The sequence below is a fragment of the Catenovulum adriaticum genome, assembly GCF_026725475.1.
Classification (GTDB): Bacteria; Pseudomonadota; Gammaproteobacteria; order Enterobacterales; family Alteromonadaceae; genus Catenovulum; species Catenovulum adriaticum.
Genome location: NZ_CP109965.1, coordinates 2475876 through 2500218, shown reverse-complemented (window position 1 = coordinate 2500218; position 24343 = coordinate 2475876). Strand labels below are relative to the sequence as shown.

Sequence of the window (24343 nt, the reverse complement as noted above, 5' to 3'; positions counted from 1 at the left end):
AATTTATTAGGATATACATAAAGGCAATGGCAGAACAAACGCTGGTGAAACCGACATATAAAGAAACCTTAGGGCGCTTTTTTCAAAGAGCTTTTGGTGTTTCTGACCAGCATGCTTTGTACGACAGAAGCATAGTATTAATTGCGATTGCATTAGCTTGCTTAGGCTTGGTTATGGTGGCGTCGGCCTCTATTCCTTATGCGATGCGTGAGTTTGATAATCCGCTGCATTTTGTCAGTCGCCATATGATTTATCTAGGCTTAAGTGTGGTGATTGCCGCTGCCGTTATGCAGTTACCCATTCAATGGTGGGAAAAATATAACCCTTATTTACTCATTGCTGCTTTGGCTTTGTTAATTGCGGTATTAATTATGGGGAAAACCGTAAACGGTGCAACTCGTTGGTTATCACTTGGGCCACTTAATTTGCAAGCTGCTGAGCCTGCTAAGTTATTCTTTTTTGTTTATTTATCTGGTTATTTAGTGCGCCGTGAACACGAATTAACGCAGAATTTAAAAGGCTTTTTAAAGCCACTAGCCGTGTTTTTTGTGTTGGCCATGTTGTTATTGATGCAGCCAGACTTAGGCACAGTTGTAGTGATGTTTGCGACAACAGTTGGTTTATTATTTTTAGCTGGCTCAAAATTAATTCAATTTTTTGCATTATTTATGACTGGGGTTTTAGCGATTGTCGCGTTAATTATTTTGGAGCCTTACCGGCTTAAACGGGTGACTTCGTTTTTAGACCCTTGGCAAGATCCATTTGGTAGCGGTTATCAGTTGACACAAAGTTTAATGGCGTTTGGCCGTGGTGATTGGTTTGGCACTGGTTTAGGCAACAGTATTCAAAAATTAGATTATTTACCCGAAGCCCATACCGATTTTGTGGTGGCGATATTGGCTGAGGAGTTTGGCTTTATTGGCGTGAGCTGTGTTATCGCTTTGTTATTTGTACTGGTGGCTAAAATTATAGCCCTTGGTAGTCGTGCCGTTGCCAGAGAAAATGTATTTGCAGGCTATTTTGCTTATGCGATAGGCATTTGGATTAGTTTTCAAGCTGCGGTCAATATAGGTGCAAGCGCAGGAATTTTGCCCACCAAAGGCTTAACTTTGCCTTTAGTGAGCTATGGCGGTAGTAGTTTGATGATAATGAGTATCGCCATTGCAATAGTTTTGCGCATTGATTATGAGCAAAGAGTGAATGAACTGCAAGCGACTCGGACCAATAATCGGGGGAAGTCGCATGAGTAAACGTATTTTGATTATGGCTGGCGGCACTGGTGGACATATTTTCCCAGGTTTAGCGATTGCAGATGAAATGACTCAAAAGGGTTGGCAAGTTTTGTGGCTTGGTACAGCAGAGCGCATGGAAGCAGATATTGTGCCTAAAGCCGGATATCCAATTGAGTTTATTAAAATTAAAGGAGTTCGCAATAAATCCAAACTGGCTAAATTAGGCGCGCCTTTGATGGTGTTAAATGCGATATGGCAAGCAAGAGCTGTGATAAAAACCTTTAAACCTGATTTAGTTGTTGGTTTTGGTGGTTATGTTGCACTGCCTGGTGGTTTAGCCGCTTGGTTAAGCCGAATTCCTTTGGTGATTCATGAACAAAATGCAGCGGTTGGATTAACTAATCGAATTTTGAGTCGTTTTGCGAAAAAAGTATTGGTGGCGTTTGGTGGATTTGAACAACTTAAAAGTAAAGTGATTACGGTAGGTAACCCGCTTAGAGCGCAAATTCAAGTATTGCCGGAGCCAAATGCAGTTAAACCAATTTCTATTTTAGTAGTAGGAGGCAGCTTGGGCGCACAAGCGTTAAACCAAGCGGTACCTAATGCACTTAAACAATTCGATTCGTCGAGTTTTAAGGTATTGCACCAAGCAGGAAAAGCACAGGCTGATACGACTCAAGCGAGTTATCAGCAAACGCAAGTTGAGCATAAAGTCGTTGAATTTATCGATGATATGGCAACAGCCTATCAAGCCGCCGATTTAGTGATTTGCCGAGCGGGGGCGTTAACCGTTTCGGAAATAGCAGCCGTGGGGCGTGCCAGCATTTTAGTGCCACTGCCAAATGCAGTCGATGACCATCAAACATTTAATGCCAAAGTTTTGGTAGAAGCAAATGCAGCGGTTTTAATGCCGCAAGCAAAGTTAATCGAGGGTGAATTGGTTCAACAATTAACTGATTTTTTAAATTCACCAGAAAAGTTAAAAACAATGGCGCAAGCCTGTAGCACAGTGGCTGCACTTGATGCCCGACAGAATATAGGCAAATTGCTGGTGCAATTAGAGCAAGGTAAAGATGAAAATGAATAACAATAGCGATTTTACAATTCCTGAAATGCGCCGAGTCAAACTCATTCATATGGTGGGGATTGGCGGTGCAGGCATGTGTGGTATTGCTGAGGTATTGTTAACGGATGGCTATAAAATATCTGGCTCTGATATTGCGCAAAGTGTTAATACGAAAAGATTAGTTGAGTTAGGTGCTCATATTAAAATTGGCCATCAAGCTCAAAATATTGAAAATGCAGATGTGGTGGTTATTTCAAGCGCGGTTGATAGCTCAAATCCAGAAGTCAGTGCAGCGTTAAAGCAACGTGTGCCAGTGATTCGTCGAGCTGAAATGTTGGCAGAAATTATGCGGTATCGACATGGTATTGCCGTTGCGGGCACGCATGGTAAAACGACGACAACCAGTTTGCTTTCAAGTGTATTTGCTCAAGCGAAACTTGACCCAACATTTATTATTGGCGGTCGCTTAAATAGTGCAAAAACCAATGCACGATTAGGGAAAAGCCGTTATTTGGTCGCGGAAGCAGATGAAAGTGATGCATCATTTTTACATCTGCAGCCGATGGTTTCTGTAGTGACTAATATAGAAGCCGATCATATGGATACTTATGAAGGCGACTTCGACAAAATGTTGTCGACCTATAAAGAGTTTTTACATAATTTACCTTTTTATGGTTTGGCCGTGTTGTGCATTGATGATGAAAATGTGCGTAAGTTAAGCCAAGAAATTGGCCGAAATTATTTAACTTATGGATTTAGTGACGATGCAGATTTTTGTTTAACCGAATTTTCGCAAAGTGGTACCCAAACCCAATTTGTGGTTAAGCGCAACAAGCATAAAGATTTAAAGGTGATGCTAAATTTACCGGGTAAGCATAATGCATTAAATGCAGCCGCCGCGATAGCCGTTGCAACAGACGAAGGTATTGCAGACGAGCAAATTTTAACAGCATTGGCTGAATTTGAAGGTATCGGCAGACGTTTTGAAGCAATGGGGCAATACCCCTGTGGTGATGCTGAGGTAGAGTTTTTAGATGATTACGGACACCATCCAACTGAAGTAATGGCAACGATTAAAGCAATTCGAGCTGCCTATCCGAATAAACGTTTGGTAATGGCGTATCAACCTCACAGATATACTCGTACCCGTGATTTATATGATGATTTTGTCCAAGTGCTATCTGAGGTAGATGCCTTATTACTATTAGAAGTATACAGCGCAGGCGAGACAAGTATTGTGGGTGCTGATAGTCGAAGTTTAGCTCGATCAATTCGTCAGCGAGGTCAAGTTGATCCAATTTATGTGGCGAGCGCAGCTCAACTGCCAGCAGAATTAGCCCGTATTTTACAGCCGGATGATTTGTTTATAACTCAAGGCGCGGGTAACATAGGCGCTATTGCTAAGTTATTGAAAGAATTGAAATTAGATAAAGAAAAAATGCTTGAATATAGCGACAATCAGGAGGCGAGCGCATGATCAACCTTGGCAAAGTTGCAATTGTGTATGGTGGTGAGTCTGCTGAACGTGAAATATCACTTAAATCAGGTAAAGCTATTTTTACCGCGCTTTCAGAGCAGAACGTGGACGTTGATTTAATTGACACTAAGGAAACATCCCCTCTGCTATTAAAGCAAATGGGTTACCAACGTGTTTTTATTGCTTTACATGGGCGAGGCGGTGAAGACGGTGTCATTCAAGGCGTGCTTGAGAGTCTAGGATTGCCTTATACCGGCAGCGGCGTATTAGGCTCAGCTTTGGCAATGGATAAAATTAGAACTAAGCAAGTTTGGCAAAGCTGCCAATTGCCGACCGCAAAATATGTCAGCGTGAAAAAAGGTCAAAAAATCGATTTTTCGCAAATCATGAGTCAGCTAGGTGACGTGGTTTTTGTTAAGCCTGCACGTGAAGGTAGCAGTATAGGTATGAGCCGAGTGACTGATGTGAAAATGCTTGAAGAGGCGGTTAGCAATGCTTTTGAGTTTGATGAATCAGTATTAATTGAGCAGTGGATAAATGGCCCTGAATATACGGTATCAATTTTAAATGGACAGGCTTTACCGGTTATTAAAATGAAAACTCAACGTAGTTTTTATGATTACGAAGCTAAATATTTGTCGAATAGCACTGAGTATGCATGTCCTTGCGGTTTATCTGATGTGGATGAAATTTATATTCAAAAGTTAGCTTTAGATGCGTTTGAAGCGGTTGGTGCTGATACTTGGGGACGAATTGACATTATGCGCGATGCAGATGGTCAGTTTTATTTGTTAGAAGCGAACACAGTACCCGGAATGACAGAAAAAAGTTTAGTGCCAATGGCGGCAAAAGCCAATGGGTTAAGCTTTTCAGAATTAACGATGGCAATTTTACAGGCAGCGAAATAAATCATGTCGGCTTTTAGTGAACGATTAAAGCAACTTGAATGGCCATTTTGGATTGGCGTTGCTTTTTTTGTTGCTGTGATATTTAGCGCTATTTATTTAACGCTAGCAGCGAGCGAATGGTTAAAAGATAAAAAACAATTGCCAATCGAAATGCTCGTACTGGAAGGTGATTTAAAACAAGTAGATGAAAAAGCAGTGTTAAAAGCTTTAGAGCCGCAAATGCAATCTAGCTTTGTTGGTTTAGATGTTAATGCAGCGCAAGCCAATGTTGAAAATTTAGATTGGGTTTACTGGGCCGCTATCAGAAAAGAGTGGCCCAGCACTATAAAAGTGAATTTAGTTGAGCAGCAAGCTAAAGCAAAGTGGAACGATGATTTTTTGTTAAATCATTTAGGCGAGGTATTTAAAGCAGATACTCAAAAGTTGGACATGTTTTTACCAAGCTTAAATGGGCCTATTAATGAAGCTTCTTTGGTGTTAGAGCATTACCAGGATTTTTCGGCTTTGTTAGCGCTGCATAAAATGAAAGCAGTCGCATTAACATTTACAGATAGACACTCAGTTAAACTGCTGCTCGATAATGGCATAGAGCTAAAATTGGGTAGAGAGAACTGGGTTGCAAGAATTAAGCGTTTTTTAGAGTTTTACCCTAGGTTGGCAACGCAACATCAAATACAATACGTCGATTTGCGTTATGATACTGGGTTTGCCGTTGGCGAGCTTAAAGAACAACAAGATACAACAATAACAGGTTAATTGGCAGATAAAACAATGTCCAAAGCATTAGATAAAAATTTAATTGTTGGTTTAGATATAGGCACTTCTAAGGTTGTGACTGTCGTTGGTGAGGTATTGCCGGATAATACAGTTAATGTTGTTGGTGTCGGTACGCATCCGTCTGAAGGTATGGATAAAGGTGGTGTAAACGATATTGAACTGGTTATAAAGTCAATCAAACGTTCATTACATGAAGCAGAGATGATGTCTGATTGCCAAATTTCATCGGTTTATTTGGCGATGTCTGGTCGTCACGTTAAATGCCAAAATGAAAATGGCATGGTGCCAATCAACGAAACAGAAGTCACTCAAGACGATGTGGATAATGTGATTCATACCGCTAAATCTGTTCCTTTAGCAGCAGAGCGTATGGTGTTACATGTGCTGCCTCAAGAATACAATGTTGATGTGCAAGAGGGAATAAAAAGCCCAATTGGCATGTCTGGCGTGCGTTTAGAAGCTAAGGTGCATTTGATCACTTGTGCCAATGATATGGCTAAAAATATTGTTAAATGTGTTGAGCGCTGTGGATTAAAAGTGGATGCGCTAGTGTCGTCTTCGTTAGCTTCTAGCTATGCCGTTTTAACTGAAGATGAAAAAGAGTTAGGTGTTGCCGTTGTTGATATTGGTGGCGGAACTATGGATTTAGTGGTTTATGCCAATGGCGCAATTCGCCATACATCTGTCATTGCGGTTGCGGGCAATCAGGTTACTAAAGATATAGCGCAAATATTTAGAACGCCTTTAAGTCATGCCGAGCAAATTAAAGTGCAATATGCATGTGCTCAGCGGCATATGGTGAGTTTAGAAGACAGCATTGAAGTACCTAGTGTGGGCGGTCGACCCGCTCGTTCAATGTCTCGTCATACTTTGGCTGAAGTTGTAGAGCCAAGATATCAAGAATTATTTGATTTGATACTGGCAGATATTCGCAAAAGTGGTTGGGAAGACCAAATTGCGGCTGGTATTGTGTTAACCGGTGGTACCGCCAAAATGGAAGGGGCAGTCGCGTTAGCAGAAGAAGTATTTCAAATGCCGGTTCGTTTAGGGAATCCGGTTAATTTGAAAGGCTTGACTGAGTATGTTGAAGACTCAATTTATTCAACCTCAATAGGTTTATTGAATTATGGAAAACAAGATCTACAGGTAGCAAATACCGACCATAAAGAAAACCCGGGTGTTGGAGATTGGTGGCAGCGTATTCAGAGTTGGTTCAAAGGTGAATTTTAAATTTTTTAAGCAGGTGTGTTAGGAGAATAAAAATGTTTGATGATTTGATGAAAGAACATAGTGATGAAGCCGTTATAAAAGTCGTCGGTGTTGGTGGTGGTGGCGGTAACGCTGTAGAGCATATGGTAAAAAACACCATTGAAGGGGTAGATTTTATTACCGCTAATACAGATGCTCAAGCGTTACGTAACTCTGCTGCAGGTACCACTATCCAATTGGGCCGCGATGTGACTAAAGGCTTAGGCGCAGGTGCAAACCCAGAAATTGGTCGCCGTAGCGCCGAAGAAGATAAAGAAGTGATCAGCGAAGTACTGAAAGGCGCTGACATGGTATTTATTGCAGCCGGTATGGGCGGCGGCACAGGTACAGGTGCGGCGCCTGTGGTTGCTCAAATTGCTCGTGAATTAGGTATTTTAACGGTAGCAGTTGTCACTAAACCATTCCCGTTTGAAGGCAAAAAACGAATGGCTTATGCCGATGCTGGGATTGAAGAGTTAGCTAAAAATGTTGATTCATTAATTACTATCCCTAACGATAAATTGCTAAAAGTTTTAGGTAAAGGCACCACTTTATTAGATGCGTTTAAAGCTGCTAATAATGTTTTACAAGGTGCAGTTCAAGGTATTGCGGAATTAATTACTCGCCCAGGTTTGATCAATGTTGACTTTGCAGATGTAAAAACTGTGATGTCAGAAATGGGCACAGCGATGATGGGTACAGGGATAGCAACAGGTGAAGACCGAGCAGAAGAAGCTGCAGAGTCTGCTATTTCTAGTCCTTTATTGGAAGATGTCGATTTGGCTGGTGCACGTGGTATTTTGGTTAATATTACCGCGGGTATGGATATGAGTATTGATGAATTTGAAATCGTTGGTAACGCAGTTAAAGCTTTCGCCTCTGAAAACGCAACAGTGGTTGTTGGTGCGGTTATCGATCCTGAAATGTCAGAAGAGCTAAGAGTGACTGTTGTGGCGACTGGGATTGGCGATACGCGTCCAGATATTTCATTAGTACCTAATGCGAAAGTAAGCTTAAACGAAAATTCTTACCAGGGTTTCCGTTCATCTGAAACTGCTTCAGGCTCAGCAGCAGTGGCTATCGAAGAGCGTACAGCAGCGCCAGCGCCTGCTTCACCAGCGCCTGAAAAAGAAGCATCAGCGAGTTTAGATTATTTAGATATTCCGGCTTTTTTACGTAAACAAGCTGACTAATTTACGACTTGCGCCGGTAAAAAGGTGTGCACGAGTTAGCAAAAAAGCTAGCGCGTGAAATCAGCTATTCGGTTTAGCTGGTCTAATGTGTTAAACTATATGCATGACTATCAAACGATAGGCGCGTTGAGCGCTCATGCGTGGAGAAAATAAACGACTATGGTTAAACAACGTACATTACAAAATAGTGTGAGTACAGTGGGTGTTGGGTTACACCGCGGAGAAAAGGTCAATTTAACGTTACGTCCTGCACCTGCTAATACAGGGATTGTATTTCGTCGTACGGATTTGCACCCCGCGGTTGATATTCGAGTATCACCGGAAGCTGTTACTGATACACAAATGTGTACTTGTATGACTAACGCTGACGGTGTCGCTGTATCAACAGTTGAACATCTCATGTCTGCATTGGCTGGATTAGGTATAGACAATATCATTGTCGAACTTGATGCTAACGAAGTGCCGATTGTAGATGGCAGCGCAAGTCCGTTTATTATGCTAATTGAAGAGGCTGGAATTGAAGAGTTATCAGCTGCGAAAAAATTTATTCGCATTGATAAACCAATTCGAATAGAAGTTGAAGATAAATGGGCGGAGTTGTTGCCGCATAACGGGTTTAAGCTTGATTTTTCAATTGAGTTTCCGCATCCGGCTATTTCTTCAACGCGCCAGCACGTTAGCATGGACTTTTCGAGTAAAAACTTTATTGATGAAGTGAGTAGAGCCAGAACCTTTGGCTTTATGAAAGACTTTGAATATTTACGAGCGAATAATTTAGCACTAGGTGCTAATTTTGATAACGCTGTAGTGTTAGATGAATTTCAGGTATTAAATGCCAACGGCTTACGTTATGACGATGAATTTGTCATGCACAAAATATTAGATGCCGTTGGTGATTTATATATGGCTGGTTTACCGATATTAGGGCAGTTTAATTCATTTAAAACAGGCCACGCGGTAAATAACGTTTTGCTCAGAGAAGTCATGAAACAAACCGACAGTTGGACTTTGGTTGAGTTTACTGATAACCACCTAAGTCCGGTTAAATTTTTAGAACCAACACCTGCTTAAAATTCCCTAACCTTTGTTGATTTTAAAAATTATGTATTAATTTACAGCAAATAAAAGCGAGCCTTTAAAGGCTCGCTTTTTTTGTTTTTAAGGCGTTCAGCAAAATTAACTTAACTTCAACTCGAACTAAGGTGTATTCTAACAAATTGAATTATTTAACCTGATAGCTCTGCGTGTTTTTTAACGAGAATTTAACGCAGTCCCCGTGAAAAAGGCCGTGTGAAAGCTATTCATTAAACCGAGTTGAGGTTAATTTATTTCATTAATCTATTCAATGCAGCCTGAATTTCGTCTGGTAAGTCAGGTAAAATCGCATTTAAATTTGCTTTAGCACTTGGTGATAGAGTTTTCGCCGTTACCTTGTCTGACTGGCTGTATTTATTGTTTTGCGTATCAGAGCTGCTTTGCCTACTGGGTTCAACCACACATTTAATGCTAATAATATTGGGGTTGCTGATCCTAAGTTTAGACATTAACTGACTACGAATTGCATTAAATTGCATTTGAAAGCTTGCATTTGGGATGCTTAGCGTTAACATCCCCTTGTCAAATTGCTTGATTTTGACTATCGATTGCAATTTTTCGGGCAAGTAAAGCGCTAGCTCCTGCTCCATCTGGCTGGTATACTCGGCCGTAGATGTTTTTGGCTGCTTATTTGGCCATTTTTTTGTTAATATTTGTTGAACAGTTTTGGGTCTAGGTCGCATTTAAAATTCTATGTCGTTATCAATTCAATATACTAAGCAAGAAACTCAGCTAGAGTGGCGGTTAAGTGCGCGCCATGGCTTGGCTTTATTTGTGCTATTAATTTCGTTAGCCACCGCCATTACCTTTAGTATAAACCGACTTACCACTAAACCCGAACAAACTTTTAATCCAGTTGATCAATCTAAACAAGATTTATCAAAATACAAGCATCAGCTATTAAATTTAAAACAAAAAACAGAAACTGAACTGACAGCGGTTAAGTTAAAATTAGCTGAATTACAAAGTTATGCCTTGCGCATGAATGCACTGGGTGCCCGCATGGTCGAACAAGCAAGCATTGATGGTGATGAGTTTAACTTTGAACAGCAACCCGCAACTGGCGGCCCTGAAAGTGCAAATCAAAGTTTTGATTTTCACAATGATCCCCCTAATTTTTCTTTGCTCGACGAAATGAATAAATTACTTGAAAAATTTAATTTTCAAGAACAACAGCTCAACCTACTTGAATCTGTAATGCTTAATCACAATATAAGTGAACAGATTTATATTTCAGGCCGACCAATAGAGTCTGGTTGGTTATCTTCATATTATGGTATTCGTAAAGACCCATTTAGTGGTTTACCAGCAACTCATAAAGGGATTGACTTTGCAGGCAAAGAAGGTAGCGCAGTAATCGCAACAGGAGCAGGCGTTGTAACTTGGGCTGGCGAACGATACGGATATGGAAATCTGGTTGAGATTGACCATGGCCATGGAATGAAATCTCGCTATGGTCATAATAAATCCGTTGTAGTAGCGGTTGGCGAAGTGGTAACTAAAGGCATGCAAATCGCGGTTATGGGCTCAACTGGGCGCTCCACTGGACCACATGTACACTATGAAATTCTTAAAAATGGCAAACAAATTGATCCGCTAAAATACGTACATCGTCGCGCGCAATAAAGTTTGTTTAATACTAGCAAAGCAATCATATTGGATTGCTTTTATTTTTCTGAAAGCACTCACCTGGAAACAGGTCAGGATAGATAAATGATTACAAAAATACTGACATCAATATTTGGCAGCCGTAACGATCGGATTATTAAAAAATTAAACAAAGTCGTGAACCAGATAAATGGCCTAGAGTCAGAATTTGAGGCTTTATCAGATGAAGCATTAAAAGCAAAAACAGCCGAATTTAGAAAACGGCTAAGTGATGGTGAAACCTTAGATGCAATTTTGCCAGAGGCTTTTGCTGTGTGTCGCGAGGCTTCAAAACGTGTGCTTGGTATGCGTCATTTTGATGTTCAGTTACTTGGTGGCATGGTTTTACATCAAGGTAAAGTAGCAGAGATGAGAACCGGTGAAGGTAAAACGTTAACTGCAACGTTAGCCGCTTATTTAAATGGTTTGGCAGGCTCTGTTCACGTGGTGACAGTGAATGATTACCTTGCAAGCCGTGATGCTGATTGGAGTAGAACTTTATTTGAATTTTTAGGTTTAACCGTTGGGTGCAATATTCCTGGAATGGGACCTGAAGAGAAAAAAGAAGCATATCGAGCTGATATTACCTATGGTACAAATAATGAATTTGGCTTTGATTATTTGCGTGACAATATGGCCTTTAGCCCAGAAGAACGCACACAGAGTAAATTGCAGTTTGCGATAGTGGATGAGGTTGATTCGATATTAATCGATGAAGCGAGAACCCCGCTGGTGATTTCAGGGCCAGCGGAAGATAGTTCCGGTTTATATACTCAGATTAATAAAATTATCCCAGCTTTGGTTGAATCAGAACATGAAGATACAGAAGAAGAGGAAAGTGAAGGCCACTTCACTATCGATGAAAAATCAAAACAAATTCACTTAACTGAAAAAGGCCAAGTTCGAGTAGAAGAAATTTTAATCGAAAATAATATTTTAGAAGAGGGTGATTCACTCTACAGTGCCAGCAATATTAGCTTGTTAACTCATATTAATGCGGCGTTAAGAGCGAATAAGCTATATCACAAAGATGTAGATTACATTGTTAAAGATGGACAAATCGTTATTGTTGACGAACACACGGGCCGTACAATGGAAGGCCGACGTTGGTCAGAAGGTTTGCATCAAGCAATCGAAGCAAAAGAAGGCGTTAACATTCAAAATGAAAATCAAACGCTAGCATCTATTACTTTCCAAAATTATTTCCGTTTGTATGACACCTTATCTGGGATGACAGGTACAGCAGATACTGAAGCATTCGAGTTTAACTTTATATATACGCTAGAGACTATGGTACTACCACCAAATCGTCCTATGGTACGTAAAGATTATGCAGATTTAGTCTACTTAACGGCTGAAGAAAAATATGAAGCAATCGTTGCGGATATTAAAGATTGTGTTGAAAAAGGTCGTCCAGTTTTAGTTGGCACCGTTTCTATTGAAAATTCAGAATTATTGTCACGCGTTTTGAAGAAAAATAAAGTGGCACATAATGTATTAAATGCAAAATATCACGCTAAAGAAGCCGAAATTATTGCACAAGCAGGCGAAGCGGGTGCAGTAACTATTGCTACTAATATGGCAGGTCGTGGTACCGATATCGTTTTAGGTGGTAATCCTGATTTATCTTTAAGCCACTTATCGTCACCGACAGAAGCGCAAATCGAAAAAGCGAAAGCAGATTGGCAGAAAAGTCATGATGCTGTTATCAAAGCGGGCGGTTTACACATAATAGGTACAGAAAGACATGAATCACGTCGAATTGATAACCAGTTGCGTGGTCGTGCTGGTCGTCAAGGTGATCCGGGTTCATCTCGATTCTATTTATCAATGGAAGATGCGTTAATGCGCATTTTTGCCTCAGACCGAGTTGCCGGCTTAATGAAAAAATTGGGCATGGAAAAAGGGGAAGCAATTGAGCACCCATGGGTAACTAAAGCTATTGAAAATGCTCAGCGTAAAGTAGAAGCTCGTAACTTTGATATACGTAAACAGTTATTGGAATATGACGATGTTGCAAATGATCAACGTAAAGTGGTTTATCAACAACGTAATGAGTTAATGAATGAGTCAGATATTAGTGAAACCATTGTTGCAATTCGTGAAGATGTATTGAACCAAACAATCGATTCTTATGTTCCACGTCAATCGGTTGAAGAAATGTGGGATATTCCAGGGTTAGAAGAAAGATTAAAATCTGAATTTAACTTGCCTCTACCATTACAACAATGGTTAAAAGAAGACTCAAAACTAGATGAAGAGCAATTACGAGAAAAAATCTCAACGGCATTAAGCGAAGATTATAAAGCAAAAGAGGCGCAAGTTGGTGAGGCCGTATTACGCCATTTTGAAAAAGCAATTATGCTGCAAAGCTTGGATTCACATTGGAAAGAACACTTAGGTGCAATGGATCATTTGCGCCAAGGGATTCATTTACGCGGGTATGCACAGAAAAACCCTAAACAAGAATATAAACGCGAATCTTTTGAGTTATTTTCACAAATGCTTGAAGACTTAAAAGTTGATGTGATTGGGGTTTTATCTAAAGTGAAAGTTCGCGAAGAATCTGAAGTTGAAGCGATGGAAGCTAAACGTAAGCAGACAGCAGAGCAAACTGAAACTCAATATCAGCACGAAACAGACGATGCGCTTGCCAATAAACCTGCTCAATTTAGACAAACTTCAAAAGTGGGCCGAAATGAACCTTGCCCTTGTGGTTCAGGTGAAAAGTATAAAAACTGCCATGGTAAGTTGAGCTAAATGAGTGTTAAGCAAGTAAAGGTTGCCGTTGGTGTTGTTGTTAAAGCGGGCCAGATTTTATTAGCTCGTAGAAACCTTCAACAGCACCAAGGTGGTAAATGGGAGTTTCCGGGCGGTAAAATTGAAGCTGGTGAATCAACACCAGCAGCGCTAACACGCGAATTAAAAGAAGAATGCGATATTAGCGCAACCCAAATGCAACCTTTAATTTTAATTGAGCATGACTATGGCGATAAAAAGGTAAGTTTAGATACCTATATTGTTTCTGAGTTTACGGGTCAAGCAAAAGGATTAGAAGGGCAAACAATTCAATGGACAGATTTTAATAGATTAGCAGAGTTTGATTTTCCGGATGCAAATGTGGCTATTTTAAAAGCGTTGGAAGCTTACCTAGTTAACGAGTAGCCCTTTGCTAAAGTCTAAATTGCTTGGCTTAATCATAATTAAGCTTATATAAAGCATAAACCCTTTATCTAAAACCGAGCTAAGTAAATTGGCTCGGTTTTTTTGTGCCGGGGTATTTATTTACTGGCTAAGTAATAGGGATGAAATGTTGTTAAATAAAGCTCTTCAACTTTAGCTCTTGCCCAAGGTGTTCGTCGTAAAAATTTTAAGCTTGATTTAATACTGGGCTGGCTATTAAAACAGTTAATAGGCACTACGTGATACATTTTTTGCCATCCGAGTTTGGCTTCGAGTTTAGTTAAAATGGTCTCTAATGTAACGCCGTGCATTGGGTCTGAATCTGAGTGCATTAAAGTCTACCGCTGAATAAATAAAATCTTATTATACAATAAAAAATGCAAGAGTCGGCTAAACCAAAACAGATATAAAAACGAAAGCTAGTAATGGTTTATGTCATAAATTATTCAAACAATAGCGGTTGACATGCAGATAACTGGGTATATACTGATTGTAGCTTGAAAGTAAGACCTATATTTATTTTGTACACCATTTCGACAACCTGCATTAGTTAGTTTTCGTCTGTTCAACATAAGTAATAGCAACACTTCCACAGCACTACCGCCTGATTAATAGGCAAACAATTACTTTTAAAAAAACAGGATATATTATGTCTACAACTACTACTGGTACAGTTAAATGGTTCAACGAAGCTAAAGGTTTTGGTTTTATCGAGCAAGAGTCTGGTCCAGACGTTTTCGCTCACTTCAGTGCTATCACTGGTACTGGCTTCAAAACTTTAGCTGAAGGTCAAAAAGTTCAATTCACTGTTACTCAAGGCCAAAAAGGTCCTCAAGCTGAGAACATTGTTGCACTTTAATTCTCGCTTTTAATCGCTACTATCAGCGACGAAAGTTTAAAAGGTTAGCTTAGGCTAGCCTTTTTTGTTTTTAGAGCCTACTTGATTTTATCAAATGTATTTTTTCTAACTTCTTTTTTTATTCTCACCTTAAAATTCTCGATTAATTCATCATAAATATTAAGATTTTATATTGCAAATATAGGCTTGGAGTAAGGTTTAACCTTTAAATTTACTAAGCCAAATTTAATATAGAGCGGTTTTTTGTACTAAAAACACTCAAAACGATAAAATATTAAGCAAACAGACAAAAACTTTAAAAAAGTGTTTGACCTCATCAGGGTAACTCAGTAATATTCGCCCCGCTGTCGAGGGGAACCTCACACAATGTCGGTGATTAGCGCAGCTTGGTAGCGCACTTGGTTTGGGTCCAAGGGGTCGCAAGTTCGAATCTTGCATCACCGACCACTTTTAAGTTTATTGAATGAGGCATTCGGCCTTCAATATGCGTCCTTAGCTCAGTTGGATAGAGCAACGGCCTTCTAAGCCGTGGGTCGCAGGTTCGAATCCTGCAGGACGCGCCATTCTTACTTAACTATGGTGGCTGTAGCTCAGTCGGTAGAGCCCCGGATTGTGATTCCGGTTGTCGTGGGTTCAAGTCCCATCAGCCACCCCATTTCTTAGTTTTATATATCGGTGATTAGCGCAGCTTGGTAGCGCACTTGGTTTGGGTCCAAGGGGTCGCAAGTTCGAATCTTGCATCACCGACCACTTTCTTTTTATTTTTCTCTTTTTCAAAAAAATCAGCTTTATTTGCATTCTTGCTCGACTCTAAGCCTTGTGATAGCTATAATGCTGCGTCATTTTTTAATGTACAGAATTTACAGTCTGGATTTATCTTAAAGAACATTGATTGTCCAGCCGATCCGGGCTTAACTAGAATGGCCCCAAAGGAAAAGAGAGCTGAATAAGCTCATAATTTTGAGGTATAGCAATGCAAGTTTCTGTTGAAACAACTCAAGGCTTAGAACGCCGAGTAACAATTACCGTTCCTGCGGATAAAGTAGAGTCTGAAGTTAAAGGTCGTTTACAACGATTAGCAAAAACTCAGAGAATTGATGGCTTCCGTCCTGGTAAAGTACCAGTTAATGTAATTAAAAAGCGTTACGGCTCAGCTGTACGCAATGAAGTTGCACAAGAAGTGATCCAACAAAACTTTTATCAAGCAATCGTTCAAGAAAAACTAAACCCAGCGGGTGCGCCTCAAATTCAGGAGCAATCGTTAGCTGAAGGTGAAGATTTTAAATTTACTGCTGTTTTTGAAGTTTACCCTGAAGTGAAAGTAGAAGGTTTAGAGTCTATTAAAGTTGAAAAACCAACTGCAGAAGTCACTGATGCAGATTTAGACAACATGCTTGAAACTTTACGTAAGCAACATGCAACGTTCACTGAAACTGATCGTGCTGCAGCTGAAGGCGATAAAGTTGATTTAGACTTTGATGGCTCTGTTGACGGTGAAGCGTTTGAAGGCGGCAAAGCTGAAGGTTTCAGTATCGAAATTGGTTCTGGCCGTATGATTCCTGGTTTTGAAGAAGGCGTTGTTGGTTTAAAAGCTGGCGATGAAAAAGACGTTAAAGTCACTTTCCCTGAAGAATACCACGCCGAAGAACTTAAAGGTAAAGAAGCTGTCTTTAAAGTTAAAGTAAATAAAGTTGAAGAGAAAGTATTACCAGAGATTAACGATGAATTTATTGCTAAATTTGGCGTTAAAGAAGGTGGTATTGAAGCATTAAAAACTGAAGTTCGTCAAAATATGGAGCGCGAGTTATCGCAAGCTTTAAAAACTTTAGTTAAAGAAAATGCAATTTCTGGCTTGTTAGATACAGTTAACTTAGATATCCCATCTGCGTTAGTTGATCAAGAAGTAGATGCTTTACGTCAGCAAGCTGTTCAGCGTTTTGGTAACCAAGCTGCTAACATGCCTGAATTACCGGCTGATTTATTTAAAGACCAAGCAGTTCGCCGTGTTAAAACTGGTTTAATCTTATCTGAAATCGTTAAAGCTAACGAAATCAAAGTAGATGATGCACGTGTTAAAGAAACCGTAGAAACTATGGCTTCTGCATATGAATCACCAGAAGAAGTTGTTGAGTACTACTTAAACAACAAAGAATTATTACAAAATATTCAAAACGTTGTAATGGAAGAGCAAGCAGTTGATTATGTGCTTGAGCAAGCTCAAGTTGAAACTGTTGCTAAAACTTTCGACGAAATTATGAATAAACAAGCTTAATTAGTCACTTTAGCATTGACTAAATAGGGTTTGCCTTGGTTAAATGGTTTGAATATGATTATTCAAGCCATTTTTTCATTTTCAGAGCAAAGGAATTCATGAATACTTTAAATTCTACATTTGACCCAATTGATCCAATGAGTGCATTGGTGCCTATGGTTATTGAGCAAACCGCAAAGGGTGAACGCTCATTTGATATATACTCTCGTTTGTTAAAAGAACGAGTCATTTTTTTAGTTGGTCAAGTTGAAGACCATATGGCAAACCTGATCGTTGCACAGTTATTGTTCCTTGAATCAGAAAACCCTGAGAAAGATATTCATATTTATATTAACTCACCCGGTGGTTCTGTCACCGCAGGGATGGCAATTTATGATACGATGAAGTTTATTAAACCCGACGTATCAACTGTTTGTATTGGTCAAGCTGCTAGTATGGGCGCATTTTTATTGTCTGGTGGTGCTAAAGGTAAACGTCATTGTTTACCTAATTCTCGCGTGATGATTCACCAGCCTTTAGGTGGCTTTCAAGGCCAGGCTTCGGATTTTGAAATCCACGCACGAGAAATCTTAGCAATAAAAGAAAAATTAAATCGTTTAATGGCAGAGCATACAGGCCAAGATTATGAGCGCGTTTCACAAGATACAGATCGTGATAATTTTATGACGGCTCAACAATCGCTTGATTATGGTTTGATTGATAGTGTTTTAACCAACCGTTAGAATAGACTAAAATTTAAATGGTAACTTGTGATTGCAAGGTGATTAACAAGATTAGAGGTAATTAGATGACAGATACCCGCAAAGGTGATGGGGCTGGTGACAACAAATTGTTGCATTGCTCATTCTGTGGCAAAAGTCAGCACGAGGTTCGTAAACTAATTGCGGGACCTTCTGTTTTCATTTGCGATGAGTGTGTTGAACTATGTAACGATATTATTCGTGAAGAAATTAAAGAAATTGCACCAGAAGCTAAATCTTCACGTGAAAAATTACCAACACCAAAAGAAATTCATAAGCATCTAGACGATTATGTAATTGATCAGCAATCTGCTAAAAAAGTTTTATCAGTGGCCGTTTATAACCACTATAAGCGTTTACGTAATAGTGAAAAAAGTAAAATGGATGTTGAGCTTGGTAAAAGTAATATCCTGCTAATAGGTCCAACTGGTAGTGGTAAAACGCTACTTGCCGAAACGTTAGCTCGCTTTTTAGATGTTCCTTTTACTATGGCTGATGCCACGACATTAACTGAAGCAGGTTATGTGGGTGAAGATGTTGAAAACATCATTCAAAAATTATTGCAAAAATGCGATTACGATCCAGAACTTGCACAGCGCGGTATTGTTTACATAGATGAAATTGATAAAATTTCACGTAAATCGGATAACCCGTCAATTACGCGCGATGTTTCAGGTGAAGGTGTGCAGCAAGCTTTACTTAAATTGATCGAAGGTACAATTGCATCAGTTCCACCTCAAGGCGGACGTAAACACCCGCAACAAGAATTTTTGCAGGTCGATACTTCTAAAATTTTATTTATTTGTGGTGGTGCGTTTTCAGGTTTAGAAAAAGTAGTTGAGCAGCGAACTGAAAAAGGTGCAGGTATTGGTTTTGGCGCAGAAGTAAAAACCAGTAGCGAAAAACGCACATTGAGTCAAAAATTTGCTGACGTAGAACCTGAAGATTTAGTTAAATTTGGTTTAATACCTGAGTTTATTGGTCGTTTGCCTGTAGTATCTACGCTCTCAGAGTTAGATGAAGCGGCGTTAATTCAAATTTTAAGTGAACCTAAAAACGCATTAACTAAACAATATTCTGCATTATTTGAAATGGAAGATGTCGAATTAGAGTTTAGAGAAGATGCGTTACGTGCCATTGCGAAAAAAGCAATGGAACGTAAAACGGGGGCTCGTGGCTTACGTTCAATTTTAGAAGGGATTTTATTAGATACCATGTATCGATTGCCTTCAATGGAGAATGTAGCAAAAGTTGTGATTGATGAAACTGTCATAGGTGGAGAATCCGATCCTATTTTGATTTACGAAAACTCAAATCAAGCAGCTTCGTCGGAATAAAACACGCAGCTAATGCCTAATAATATAAAACGAGCTTAGGCTCGTTTTTTATTTTTTTTGTCCCGCCATTCCATATCTGTTTAAAAATAAATCAATTTGAATTCAAAATTTGCGTCGGCTGTAAAAATTGAGTGTTTAATTGTGAAAATGCTTGAAGTTAGCCCCGTTAGCCCCATATAGTAAGATTCAAGTTACAGATTAATCCAGTTAAATAATCAAGACCAAGTAACAGTAAATAATTATAAAATCGGTTTTATTATTGCCCACTCAACGGCTTTTAACTGTGATTAATAACAATCATTCTGCCGAAAAAAGAGATACTAAACATGACGATAGAAACTTCCGGTCGTATTGATATTCCGGTTCTAGCACTGCGCGATGTTGTGGTTTATCCACATATGGTTATTCCCCTGTTTGTAGGTCGGGATAAATCAATACGTTGTTTAGAAGCGGCGATGGATAATGATAAACAAATATTTTTAGTCGCTCAAAAAGATGCTGCTGTCGACGATCCCCAAACAGATGAAATTTATGAAATGGGCACAGTAGCGACAATTCTACAATTATTAAAATTACCAGACGGCACAGTCAAAGTTTTAGTTGAAGGCAATCAAAGAGGCAAAATTAATCAGTATTTGCAAACTGATGAGTTTTTCAATGCTGAAGTTGATTTAGTACATTCACCAGAGGTTGACGAACGCGAACAAGAAGTCTTTATTCGTTCTGCAATTAATCAATTTGAAGGGTATGTCAAGCTCAATAAAAAAATCCCACCAGAGGTATTAACCTCATTGAACGGTATTGAAGAACCAGCTCGTTTGGCCGATACCATGGCGGCCCACATGCCGTTAAAGCTAAACGATAAACAAACCGTGTTAGAAATAATTGATGTTTCTGACCGTTTAGAGTTTTTAATGGCGTTGATGGAAAGCGAAATTGACTTATTACAAGTTGAGAAAAAAATTCGCGGCCGCGTTAAAAAACAAATGGAAAAAAGCCAGCGTGAATACTATTTGAATGAGCAAATGAAAGCGATTCAAAAAGAGCTTGGCGAGTTAGATGATGTGCCAGACGAATTTGAAGCTTTACAAAATAAGATTAAAGAAGCACAAATGCCTAAAGAGGCAGAAGAAAAAGCAACAGCTGAGTTACAAAAGCTAAAAATGATGTCACCTATGTCTGCTGAAGCGACGGTGGTTCGAAGCTATGTTGAAGCTATGACTTCTGTTCCATGGAAAAAACGTTCAAAAGTTAAGAAAAACTTACCTGCAGCACAAAAAGTATTAGACACTGACCATTACGGGTTAGATAAAGTTAAAGAACGTATTATTGAGTATTTAGCCGTTCAGCAAAGAACGAATAAAGTAAAAGGGCCTATTTTATGCCTTGTAGGGCCGCCAGGGGTTGGTAAAACGTCACTTGGTCAATCAATTGCTAAATCGACAGGTCGAAAGTATGTTCGTATGGCGTTAGGTGGGGTTCGTGATGAAGCTGAAATTAGAGGCCATCGTAGAACTTACATTGGCTCACTGCCGGGTAAAATTATCCAAAACATGACAAAAGTAGGGGTTAAAAATCCATTATTTTTGCTAGATGAAATAGATAAAATGTCAGCTGATATGCGCGGCGACCCTTCTTCAGCCTTGTTAGAAGTGTTAGATCCTGAACAAAACAGTACGTTTGCTGATCATTATTTAGAAGTCGACTTCGATTTATCCGATGTAATGTTTGTTGCAACGTCTAATAGCATGAATATTCCGGGTCCATTATTAGACAGAATGGAAGTGATTCGTTTATCTGGTTATACAGAAGATGAAAAACTGAATATTGCTTTACGTCATTTAATTCCTAAGCAAATTGAACGCAACGGATTAAAAGAAAAAGAAATTGTGATTGAAGAGTCTGCAATTTTGGGCATTATCCGCTACTACACTCGGGAAGCTGGGGTGAGAAGTTTAGAGCGTGAAATTTCTAAGTTATGCCGAAAAGCGGTTAAAAATATCTTAATGGAAAAAGACACTAAAACGGTTGAAATTAACCAAGATAATTTAAGTGATTTCTTAGGTGTTCAGCGTTTTGACTACGGTAAAGCTGAAAGTGAAAATCAAATTGGTCAAGTAACTGGGCTTGCTTGGACGGAAGTCGGTGGTGAGCTTTTAACGATTGAAACCGCAGCTGTAGCAGGTAAAGGTAAAATGACATCAACAGGGTCGCTTGGTGATGTGATGCAAGAGTCGATTCAAGCTGCAATGAGTGTGGTTCGTTCTCGAGCTAGTAAACTTAGAATTGCTGAAGATTTTTACGAAAAACGTGATATCCATGTGCATGTACCAGAAGGTGCGACACCAAAAGATGGCCCAAGCGCGGGTATTGCTATGTGCACCGCGTTGGTATCAAGCTTAACGGGCAACCCGGTTCGATGTGACGTTGCCATGACAGGTGAAATTACACTGCGCGGCGAAGTACTTGCAATTGGTGGTTTGAAAGAGAAATTGCTGGCTGCACATCGTGGAGGAATTAAAACCGTGGTTATTCCTAAAGATAATGCGCGTGATTTAAAAGAGATTCCAAAAAATGTAATTGGCGATCTAGATATTCATCCGGTTCAATGGATCGATGATGTTTTAAAGTTAGCTTTAGAGCAGCCACCAGAAGGCTTTGAAGCGGTAAAAAAATAAATTAATTGAGCTTTACGGCTTCTTATTTATTTTTTTTATGGTAGCCTTAGTTTTGTTTGCTAGCCCTTTAAAAATAAGGGCTAGAGAAAATTTAATTTTTAAGTCATGTTGGGCTAATTTGCTTGATTAGTTTAATAAAGCCTGATATAAAACTGTGACTAATTTTGAGCTGCATCGGCCTTGTGTTCGATTTTGTGGCAGTATAATAACAATTGAAGGGGATGAAATCTTGAACAAATCTCAACTTATCGAAAAAATCGCATCAGGCGCTGATATCTCTAAAGCTTCAGCTGGTCGTGCATTAGATTCATTTATTGATGCTGTTTCTGGCGCATTACAAGAAGATGACCAAGTTGCTTTAGTTGGCTTTGGTACATTCTCTGTACGCGAGCGTGCTGCTCGCACCGGCCGTAACCCACAGTCAGGTGAAACAATTGAAATTGCAGCAGCTAAAATTCCTGCATTTAAGCCTGGTAAAGCATTAAAAGAAGCAGTAAATAAGTAATACTGTTTCTTAAATTGTGTATTGTTATGTGGGCTTCGATGAAAATCGAAGCCTTCTTTGTTTTGAGCCTGAATAAATTTTGCAATTGCAAAGTTTAGCAGGTTTAGTTTTTTTGGTTTTAATACTGTTCTATCTCATTAAAATTGGGTCTGTTTTCAGTCCAAGCTCATAAAGTTTGCAACGGTAAAAATTCTTAATATAAGAAAAGAGAAATCACATGTTAGAAAGAATCCGTGAAGGTAGTCAGGGCCCTGTGGCTAAGACTATTCTTGGTTTAGTTATTTTTAGTTTTGCTTTAGCGGGTGTTGGTTCATACATTAATGCTGGCGGCGAGCCCAATGCAGCAGAAGTGAACGGTTCAGCAATTAAACAAAGCCAGCTTGAGCGAGCATATGAAAATGAACGTTCAAGAATGGAAAGCCAGTATGGTGAAATGTTTTCAAGATTGTCTTCAGATCCAGCTTATATGGCTAACTTCAAGCAAGGCGTTTTAGAACGTTTAGTATCAGAAGAGCTAGTTAATGAGTTAGCACAACGTTTATCGGTACGCATTAATGATGAACAAATTAAAAAAGCTATTTTTGAAATGCCTGAATTTCAAGTTGATGGCAAATTTAGTAACGACAGATATTTACAATTATTAACTCGTGCGAATTACACCCCTGCTCAGTTTAGAGATATGATGCGTCAAGATATGACACGTCGTCAGTTAGTTTCAGCATTAACTGACTCTGAATTTGTATTAGAACGAGAAGCTAAACAGTTTCAAGCGTTGCAAGCTCAAACTCGTACCATTGACTATGTTGAAGTACCAGTTGACTTGTTTAAAGACAGTGTAAAGGTAGAGCAAGCTGAGATTGAAAACTATTACCAGCAAAACATGGTTAATTTTGAAACGCCGGAACAGTTAAAACTCAGTTATGTTGAATTAACGTTAGATGAAGTTGCGTCACAGGTTGACGTCAGCGAGCAAGAAATAAGCGAATATTACGAGGCTAACCAAGCAACATATAAAGCACCAGAACGTCGTCGAGCATCTCATATTTTAATTGAAAGTGGTGACGATAAAGACGCAGCAAAAGCAAAGGCGGAAGCATTATTAGCTCAAGTTGAACAGGGTGCTGAGTTTGCTGAATTAGCAAAAGAACATTCTGCGGATACGTTTTCAGGTGAAAATGGTGGTGACTTAGACTTTTTTGGTAAAGGTGTGATGGATCCAGCTTTTGAAGAAGCAGCATTTTCACTGGCTAATATAGGTGATGTTTCGGATGTCGTAGAATCTTCATTTGGTTTTCATATTATTAAGTTAACTGGTGTTGAAGAAGCTAAAATTAAACCGTTAGCAGAAGTAAAAAATGATATTATTGAGCAGCTTCAGCATAATCAAGCTCGTGATATTTTTGTTGAAAAACAACAGCAGTTAGCAGATACCGCATTCGAAGTGCCAAGCACACTAAATGATGCGGCTGAGGTGACGGGTCTTGAAGTTAAAACAACCTCGTTATTTGATGTGAGCAATCCTCCAGCACCTTTGAATACGGCTAAAGTAACAGATGCGGCTATGTCGGATGATGTTTTAAATCAAGGTTATAACAGTAGTGTCATCGAGTTATCAAACGATCATTTAGTGGTGGTTAGAGTAGAAGCTCATGAGCCTGCTCGCACTAAAAAATTGGCTGAAGTAAAACAGCAAGTGACTAATGCAGTGAAACTTGATTTAGCAAAACAAGCTGCGCAAGACTGGGTTGATTCTGTTAATGCTAAATGGCAACAAGGTGAATCAATTGAAAGTTTGCTAGCTGAAAAGTCGTTAACGATTAAATCAGAAGCTGATATGCCACGATTTGGCAGTTCAGTACCAGCGCCTATTGCACGTAAATCATTTGAAATGGCTAAACCAAGCGGCGAAGAAGCATCTACCACGTGGATCGAAGTTTCACCTGCACAGTTTGCTTTAATTAAAGTAAATGCGGTAGATACGCCAAAGGTTGCTTCGCCTGATGACGCAACTAAACAGCGTTTATTACAAGCAATGACTAACTATCATTACCAGTCAGTCATTAAAGCGTTAAGAGAAGCAGCTGAAGTAAAAGTTTTTACAAAAACCGATGAATCTGCTTAAAATA

General features: G+C 39.4%; 20 protein-coding genes and 4 tRNA genes. 22 read left to right on the top strand and 2 right to left on the bottom strand.

Annotated elements, in window-relative coordinates; translation table 11 throughout:
- Window positions 1–26: 26 nt before the first annotated feature.
- The 8 genes from ftsW (at window position 27) to lpxC (ending at window position 8972) form a co-directional block, all read left to right on the top strand.
- Window positions 27–1250, top strand: a complete 1224-nt coding sequence (ftsW, locus tag OLW01_RS10910) for a cell division protein FtsW (protein ID WP_268073944.1) — start codon at window positions 27–29, stop codon at window positions 1248–1250.
- Window positions 1243–2319, top strand: a complete 1077-nt coding sequence (murG, locus tag OLW01_RS10905) for an undecaprenyldiphospho-muramoylpentapeptide beta-N-acetylglucosaminyltransferase (protein ID WP_268073943.1) — start codon at window positions 1243–1245, stop codon at window positions 2317–2319. The genes ftsW and murG overlap by 8 nt, the downstream gene beginning before the upstream one ends.
- A complete protein-coding gene (murC, locus tag OLW01_RS10900) occupies window positions 2306–3775 on the top strand; it encodes a UDP-N-acetylmuramate--L-alanine ligase (RefSeq protein ID WP_268073942.1) in 1470 nt (489 codons plus the stop codon). Before murG ends, murC begins: the two co-directional genes overlap by 14 nt.
- Window positions 3772–4683, top strand: a complete 912-nt coding sequence (locus tag OLW01_RS10895; protein ID WP_268073941.1) for a D-alanine--D-alanine ligase — start codon at window positions 3772–3774, stop codon at window positions 4681–4683. Before murC ends, OLW01_RS10895 begins: the two co-directional genes overlap by 4 nt.
- 3 nt (window positions 4684–4686) lie before the next feature.
- Window positions 4687–5439: a cell division protein FtsQ/DivIB gene (locus OLW01_RS10890; RefSeq protein WP_268073940.1), complete on the top strand. Its 753-nt coding sequence runs from the start codon at window positions 4687–4689 to the stop codon at window positions 5437–5439.
- Between the two features lie 15 nt (window positions 5440–5454).
- Window positions 5455–6690: a cell division protein FtsA gene (gene ftsA / locus OLW01_RS10885; protein WP_268073939.1), complete on the top strand. Its 1236-nt coding sequence runs from the start codon at window positions 5455–5457 to the stop codon at window positions 6688–6690.
- A gap of 32 nt (window positions 6691–6722) precedes the next feature.
- Window positions 6723–7901, top strand: coding sequence for a cell division protein FtsZ (gene ftsZ, locus OLW01_RS10880; RefSeq protein WP_268073938.1), 1179 nt, complete (start codon window positions 6723–6725; stop codon window positions 7899–7901).
- 159 nt (window positions 7902–8060) lie between these two features.
- Window positions 8061–8972, top strand: coding sequence for a UDP-3-O-acyl-N-acetylglucosamine deacetylase (gene lpxC, locus OLW01_RS10875; protein ID WP_268073937.1), 912 nt, complete (start codon window positions 8061–8063; stop codon window positions 8970–8972).
- Between the two features lie 254 nt (window positions 8973–9226).
- Here the strand turns inward: lpxC and OLW01_RS10870 are convergent, their stop codons facing one another.
- Window positions 9227–9679, bottom strand: a complete 453-nt coding sequence (locus tag OLW01_RS10870) for a hypothetical protein (RefSeq protein WP_268073936.1) — start codon at window positions 9677–9679, stop codon at window positions 9227–9229.
- A 10-nt stretch (window positions 9680–9689) separates the two neighbouring features.
- Between OLW01_RS10870 and OLW01_RS10865 the strand changes: the two genes are divergently transcribed.
- The 3 genes from OLW01_RS10865 to mutT all read left to right on the top strand — a co-directional run bounded on the left by OLW01_RS10865 (window position 9690) and on the right by mutT (window position 13808).
- The gene (locus OLW01_RS10865) at window positions 9690–10622 is read left to right on the top strand and encodes a M23 family metallopeptidase (RefSeq protein WP_268073935.1); all 933 of its coding nucleotides are present in this window, start codon (window positions 9690–9692) and stop codon (window positions 10620–10622) included.
- An 87-nt stretch (window positions 10623–10709) separates the two neighbouring features.
- Window positions 10710–13403 (top strand): preprotein translocase subunit SecA, encoded by a 2694-nt coding sequence (secA, locus tag OLW01_RS10860; RefSeq protein WP_268073934.1) that lies wholly within the window; start codon window positions 10710–10712, stop codon window positions 13401–13403.
- Window positions 13404–13808 (top strand): 8-oxo-dGTP diphosphatase MutT, encoded by a 405-nt coding sequence (mutT, locus tag OLW01_RS10855; protein ID WP_268073933.1) that lies wholly within the window; start codon window positions 13404–13406, stop codon window positions 13806–13808.
- A 116-nt stretch (window positions 13809–13924) separates the two neighbouring features.
- Here mutT and OLW01_RS10850 read toward each other — a convergent pair whose 3' ends face one another.
- On the bottom strand, window positions 13925–14158 hold the full coding sequence (locus OLW01_RS10850; RefSeq protein WP_268073932.1) for a VF530 family protein: 234 nt from the start codon (window positions 14156–14158) through the stop codon (window positions 13925–13927).
- 317 nt (window positions 14159–14475) lie between these two features.
- On the opposite strand from OLW01_RS10850, the gene OLW01_RS10845 reads away from it, so the two are divergent.
- The 11 genes from OLW01_RS10845 to OLW01_RS10795 all read left to right on the top strand — a co-directional run bounded on the left by OLW01_RS10845 (window position 14476) and on the right by OLW01_RS10795 (window position 24339).
- Window positions 14476–14685 (top strand): cold-shock protein, encoded by a 210-nt coding sequence (locus tag OLW01_RS10845; RefSeq protein WP_268073931.1) that lies wholly within the window; start codon window positions 14476–14478, stop codon window positions 14683–14685.
- Between the two features lie 370 nt (window positions 14686–15055).
- Window positions 15056–15132, top strand: a tRNA-Pro gene (locus tag OLW01_RS10840).
- Between the two features lie 39 nt (window positions 15133–15171).
- Window positions 15172–15248 (top strand) — tRNA-Arg (locus tag OLW01_RS10835).
- A gap of 16 nt (window positions 15249–15264) precedes the next feature.
- Window positions 15265–15340: transfer RNA gene (locus OLW01_RS10830), tRNA-His, on the top strand.
- Between the two features lie 18 nt (window positions 15341–15358).
- Window positions 15359–15435: transfer RNA gene (locus tag OLW01_RS10825), tRNA-Pro, on the top strand.
- A 223-nt stretch (window positions 15436–15658) separates the two neighbouring features.
- A complete protein-coding gene (tig, locus tag OLW01_RS10820) occupies window positions 15659–16957 on the top strand; it encodes a trigger factor (RefSeq protein WP_268073930.1) in 1299 nt (432 codons plus the stop codon).
- Window positions 16958–17055: 98 nt separating this feature from the next.
- Window positions 17056–17679, top strand: a complete 624-nt coding sequence (gene clpP / locus OLW01_RS10815; RefSeq protein ID WP_326498578.1) for an ATP-dependent Clp endopeptidase proteolytic subunit ClpP — start codon at window positions 17056–17058, stop codon at window positions 17677–17679.
- A 65-nt stretch (window positions 17680–17744) separates the two neighbouring features.
- Window positions 17745–19034, top strand: a complete 1290-nt coding sequence (gene clpX / locus OLW01_RS10810) for an ATP-dependent protease ATP-binding subunit ClpX (protein ID WP_268073929.1) — start codon at window positions 17745–17747, stop codon at window positions 19032–19034.
- Window positions 19035–19360: 326 nt separating this feature from the next.
- Complete coding sequence (gene lon / locus OLW01_RS10805) at window positions 19361–21712, top strand: endopeptidase La (protein ID WP_268073928.1); 2352 nt, start codon at window positions 19361–19363, stop codon at window positions 21710–21712.
- Window positions 21713–21941: 229 nt separating this feature from the next.
- On the top strand, window positions 21942–22217 hold the full coding sequence (locus OLW01_RS10800; protein ID WP_268073927.1) for an HU family DNA-binding protein: 276 nt from the start codon (window positions 21942–21944) through the stop codon (window positions 22215–22217).
- Between the two features lie 217 nt (window positions 22218–22434).
- Window positions 22435–24339 carry a SurA N-terminal domain-containing protein gene (locus tag OLW01_RS10795; RefSeq protein ID WP_268073926.1) on the top strand — a complete coding sequence of 635 codons (1905 nt, stop codon included), beginning with the start codon at window positions 22435–22437 and terminating at the stop codon, window positions 24337–24339.
- Window positions 24340–24343 lie beyond the last annotated feature (4 nt).

Excerpts from the sequence above, each read along its gene's own strand:
- ftsW (WP_268073944.1), top strand. The coding sequence starts at position 27 with ATGGCAGAACAAACGCTGGTGAAACCGACATATAAAGAAACCTTAGGG.
- murG (WP_268073943.1), top strand. The coding sequence starts at position 1,243 with ATGAGTAAACGTATTTTGATTATGGCTGGCGGCACTGGTGGACATATT.
- murC (WP_268073942.1), top strand. The coding sequence starts at position 2,306 with ATGAAAATGAATAACAATAGCGATTTTACAATTCCTGAAATGCGCCGA.
- OLW01_RS10895 (WP_268073941.1), top strand. The coding sequence starts at position 3,772 with ATGATCAACCTTGGCAAAGTTGCAATTGTGTATGGTGGTGAGTCTGCT.
- OLW01_RS10890 (WP_268073940.1), top strand. The coding sequence starts at position 4,687 with ATGTCGGCTTTTAGTGAACGATTAAAGCAACTTGAATGGCCATTTTGG.
- ftsA (WP_268073939.1), top strand. The coding sequence starts at position 5,455 with ATGTCCAAAGCATTAGATAAAAATTTAATTGTTGGTTTAGATATAGGC.
- ftsZ (WP_268073938.1), top strand. The coding sequence starts at position 6,723 with ATGTTTGATGATTTGATGAAAGAACATAGTGATGAAGCCGTTATAAAA.
- lpxC (WP_268073937.1), top strand. The coding sequence starts at position 8,061 with ATGGTTAAACAACGTACATTACAAAATAGTGTGAGTACAGTGGGTGTT.
- OLW01_RS10870 (WP_268073936.1), bottom strand. The coding sequence starts at position 9,679 with ATGCGACCTAGACCCAAAACTGTTCAACAAATATTAACAAAAAAATGG.
- OLW01_RS10865 (WP_268073935.1), top strand. The coding sequence starts at position 9,690 with ATGTCGTTATCAATTCAATATACTAAGCAAGAAACTCAGCTAGAGTGG.
- secA (WP_268073934.1), top strand. The coding sequence starts at position 10,710 with ATGATTACAAAAATACTGACATCAATATTTGGCAGCCGTAACGATCGG.
- mutT (WP_268073933.1), top strand. The coding sequence starts at position 13,404 with ATGAGTGTTAAGCAAGTAAAGGTTGCCGTTGGTGTTGTTGTTAAAGCG.
- OLW01_RS10850 (WP_268073932.1), bottom strand. The coding sequence starts at position 14,158 with ATGCACTCAGATTCAGACCCAATGCACGGCGTTACATTAGAGACCATT.
- OLW01_RS10845 (WP_268073931.1), top strand. The coding sequence starts at position 14,476 with ATGTCTACAACTACTACTGGTACAGTTAAATGGTTCAACGAAGCTAAA.
- tig (WP_268073930.1), top strand. The coding sequence starts at position 15,659 with ATGCAAGTTTCTGTTGAAACAACTCAAGGCTTAGAACGCCGAGTAACA.
- clpP (WP_326498578.1), top strand. The coding sequence starts at position 17,056 with ATGAATACTTTAAATTCTACATTTGACCCAATTGATCCAATGAGTGCA.
- clpX (WP_268073929.1), top strand. The coding sequence starts at position 17,745 with ATGACAGATACCCGCAAAGGTGATGGGGCTGGTGACAACAAATTGTTG.
- lon (WP_268073928.1), top strand. The coding sequence starts at position 19,361 with ATGACGATAGAAACTTCCGGTCGTATTGATATTCCGGTTCTAGCACTG.
- OLW01_RS10795 (WP_268073926.1), top strand. The coding sequence starts at position 22,435 with ATGTTAGAAAGAATCCGTGAAGGTAGTCAGGGCCCTGTGGCTAAGACT.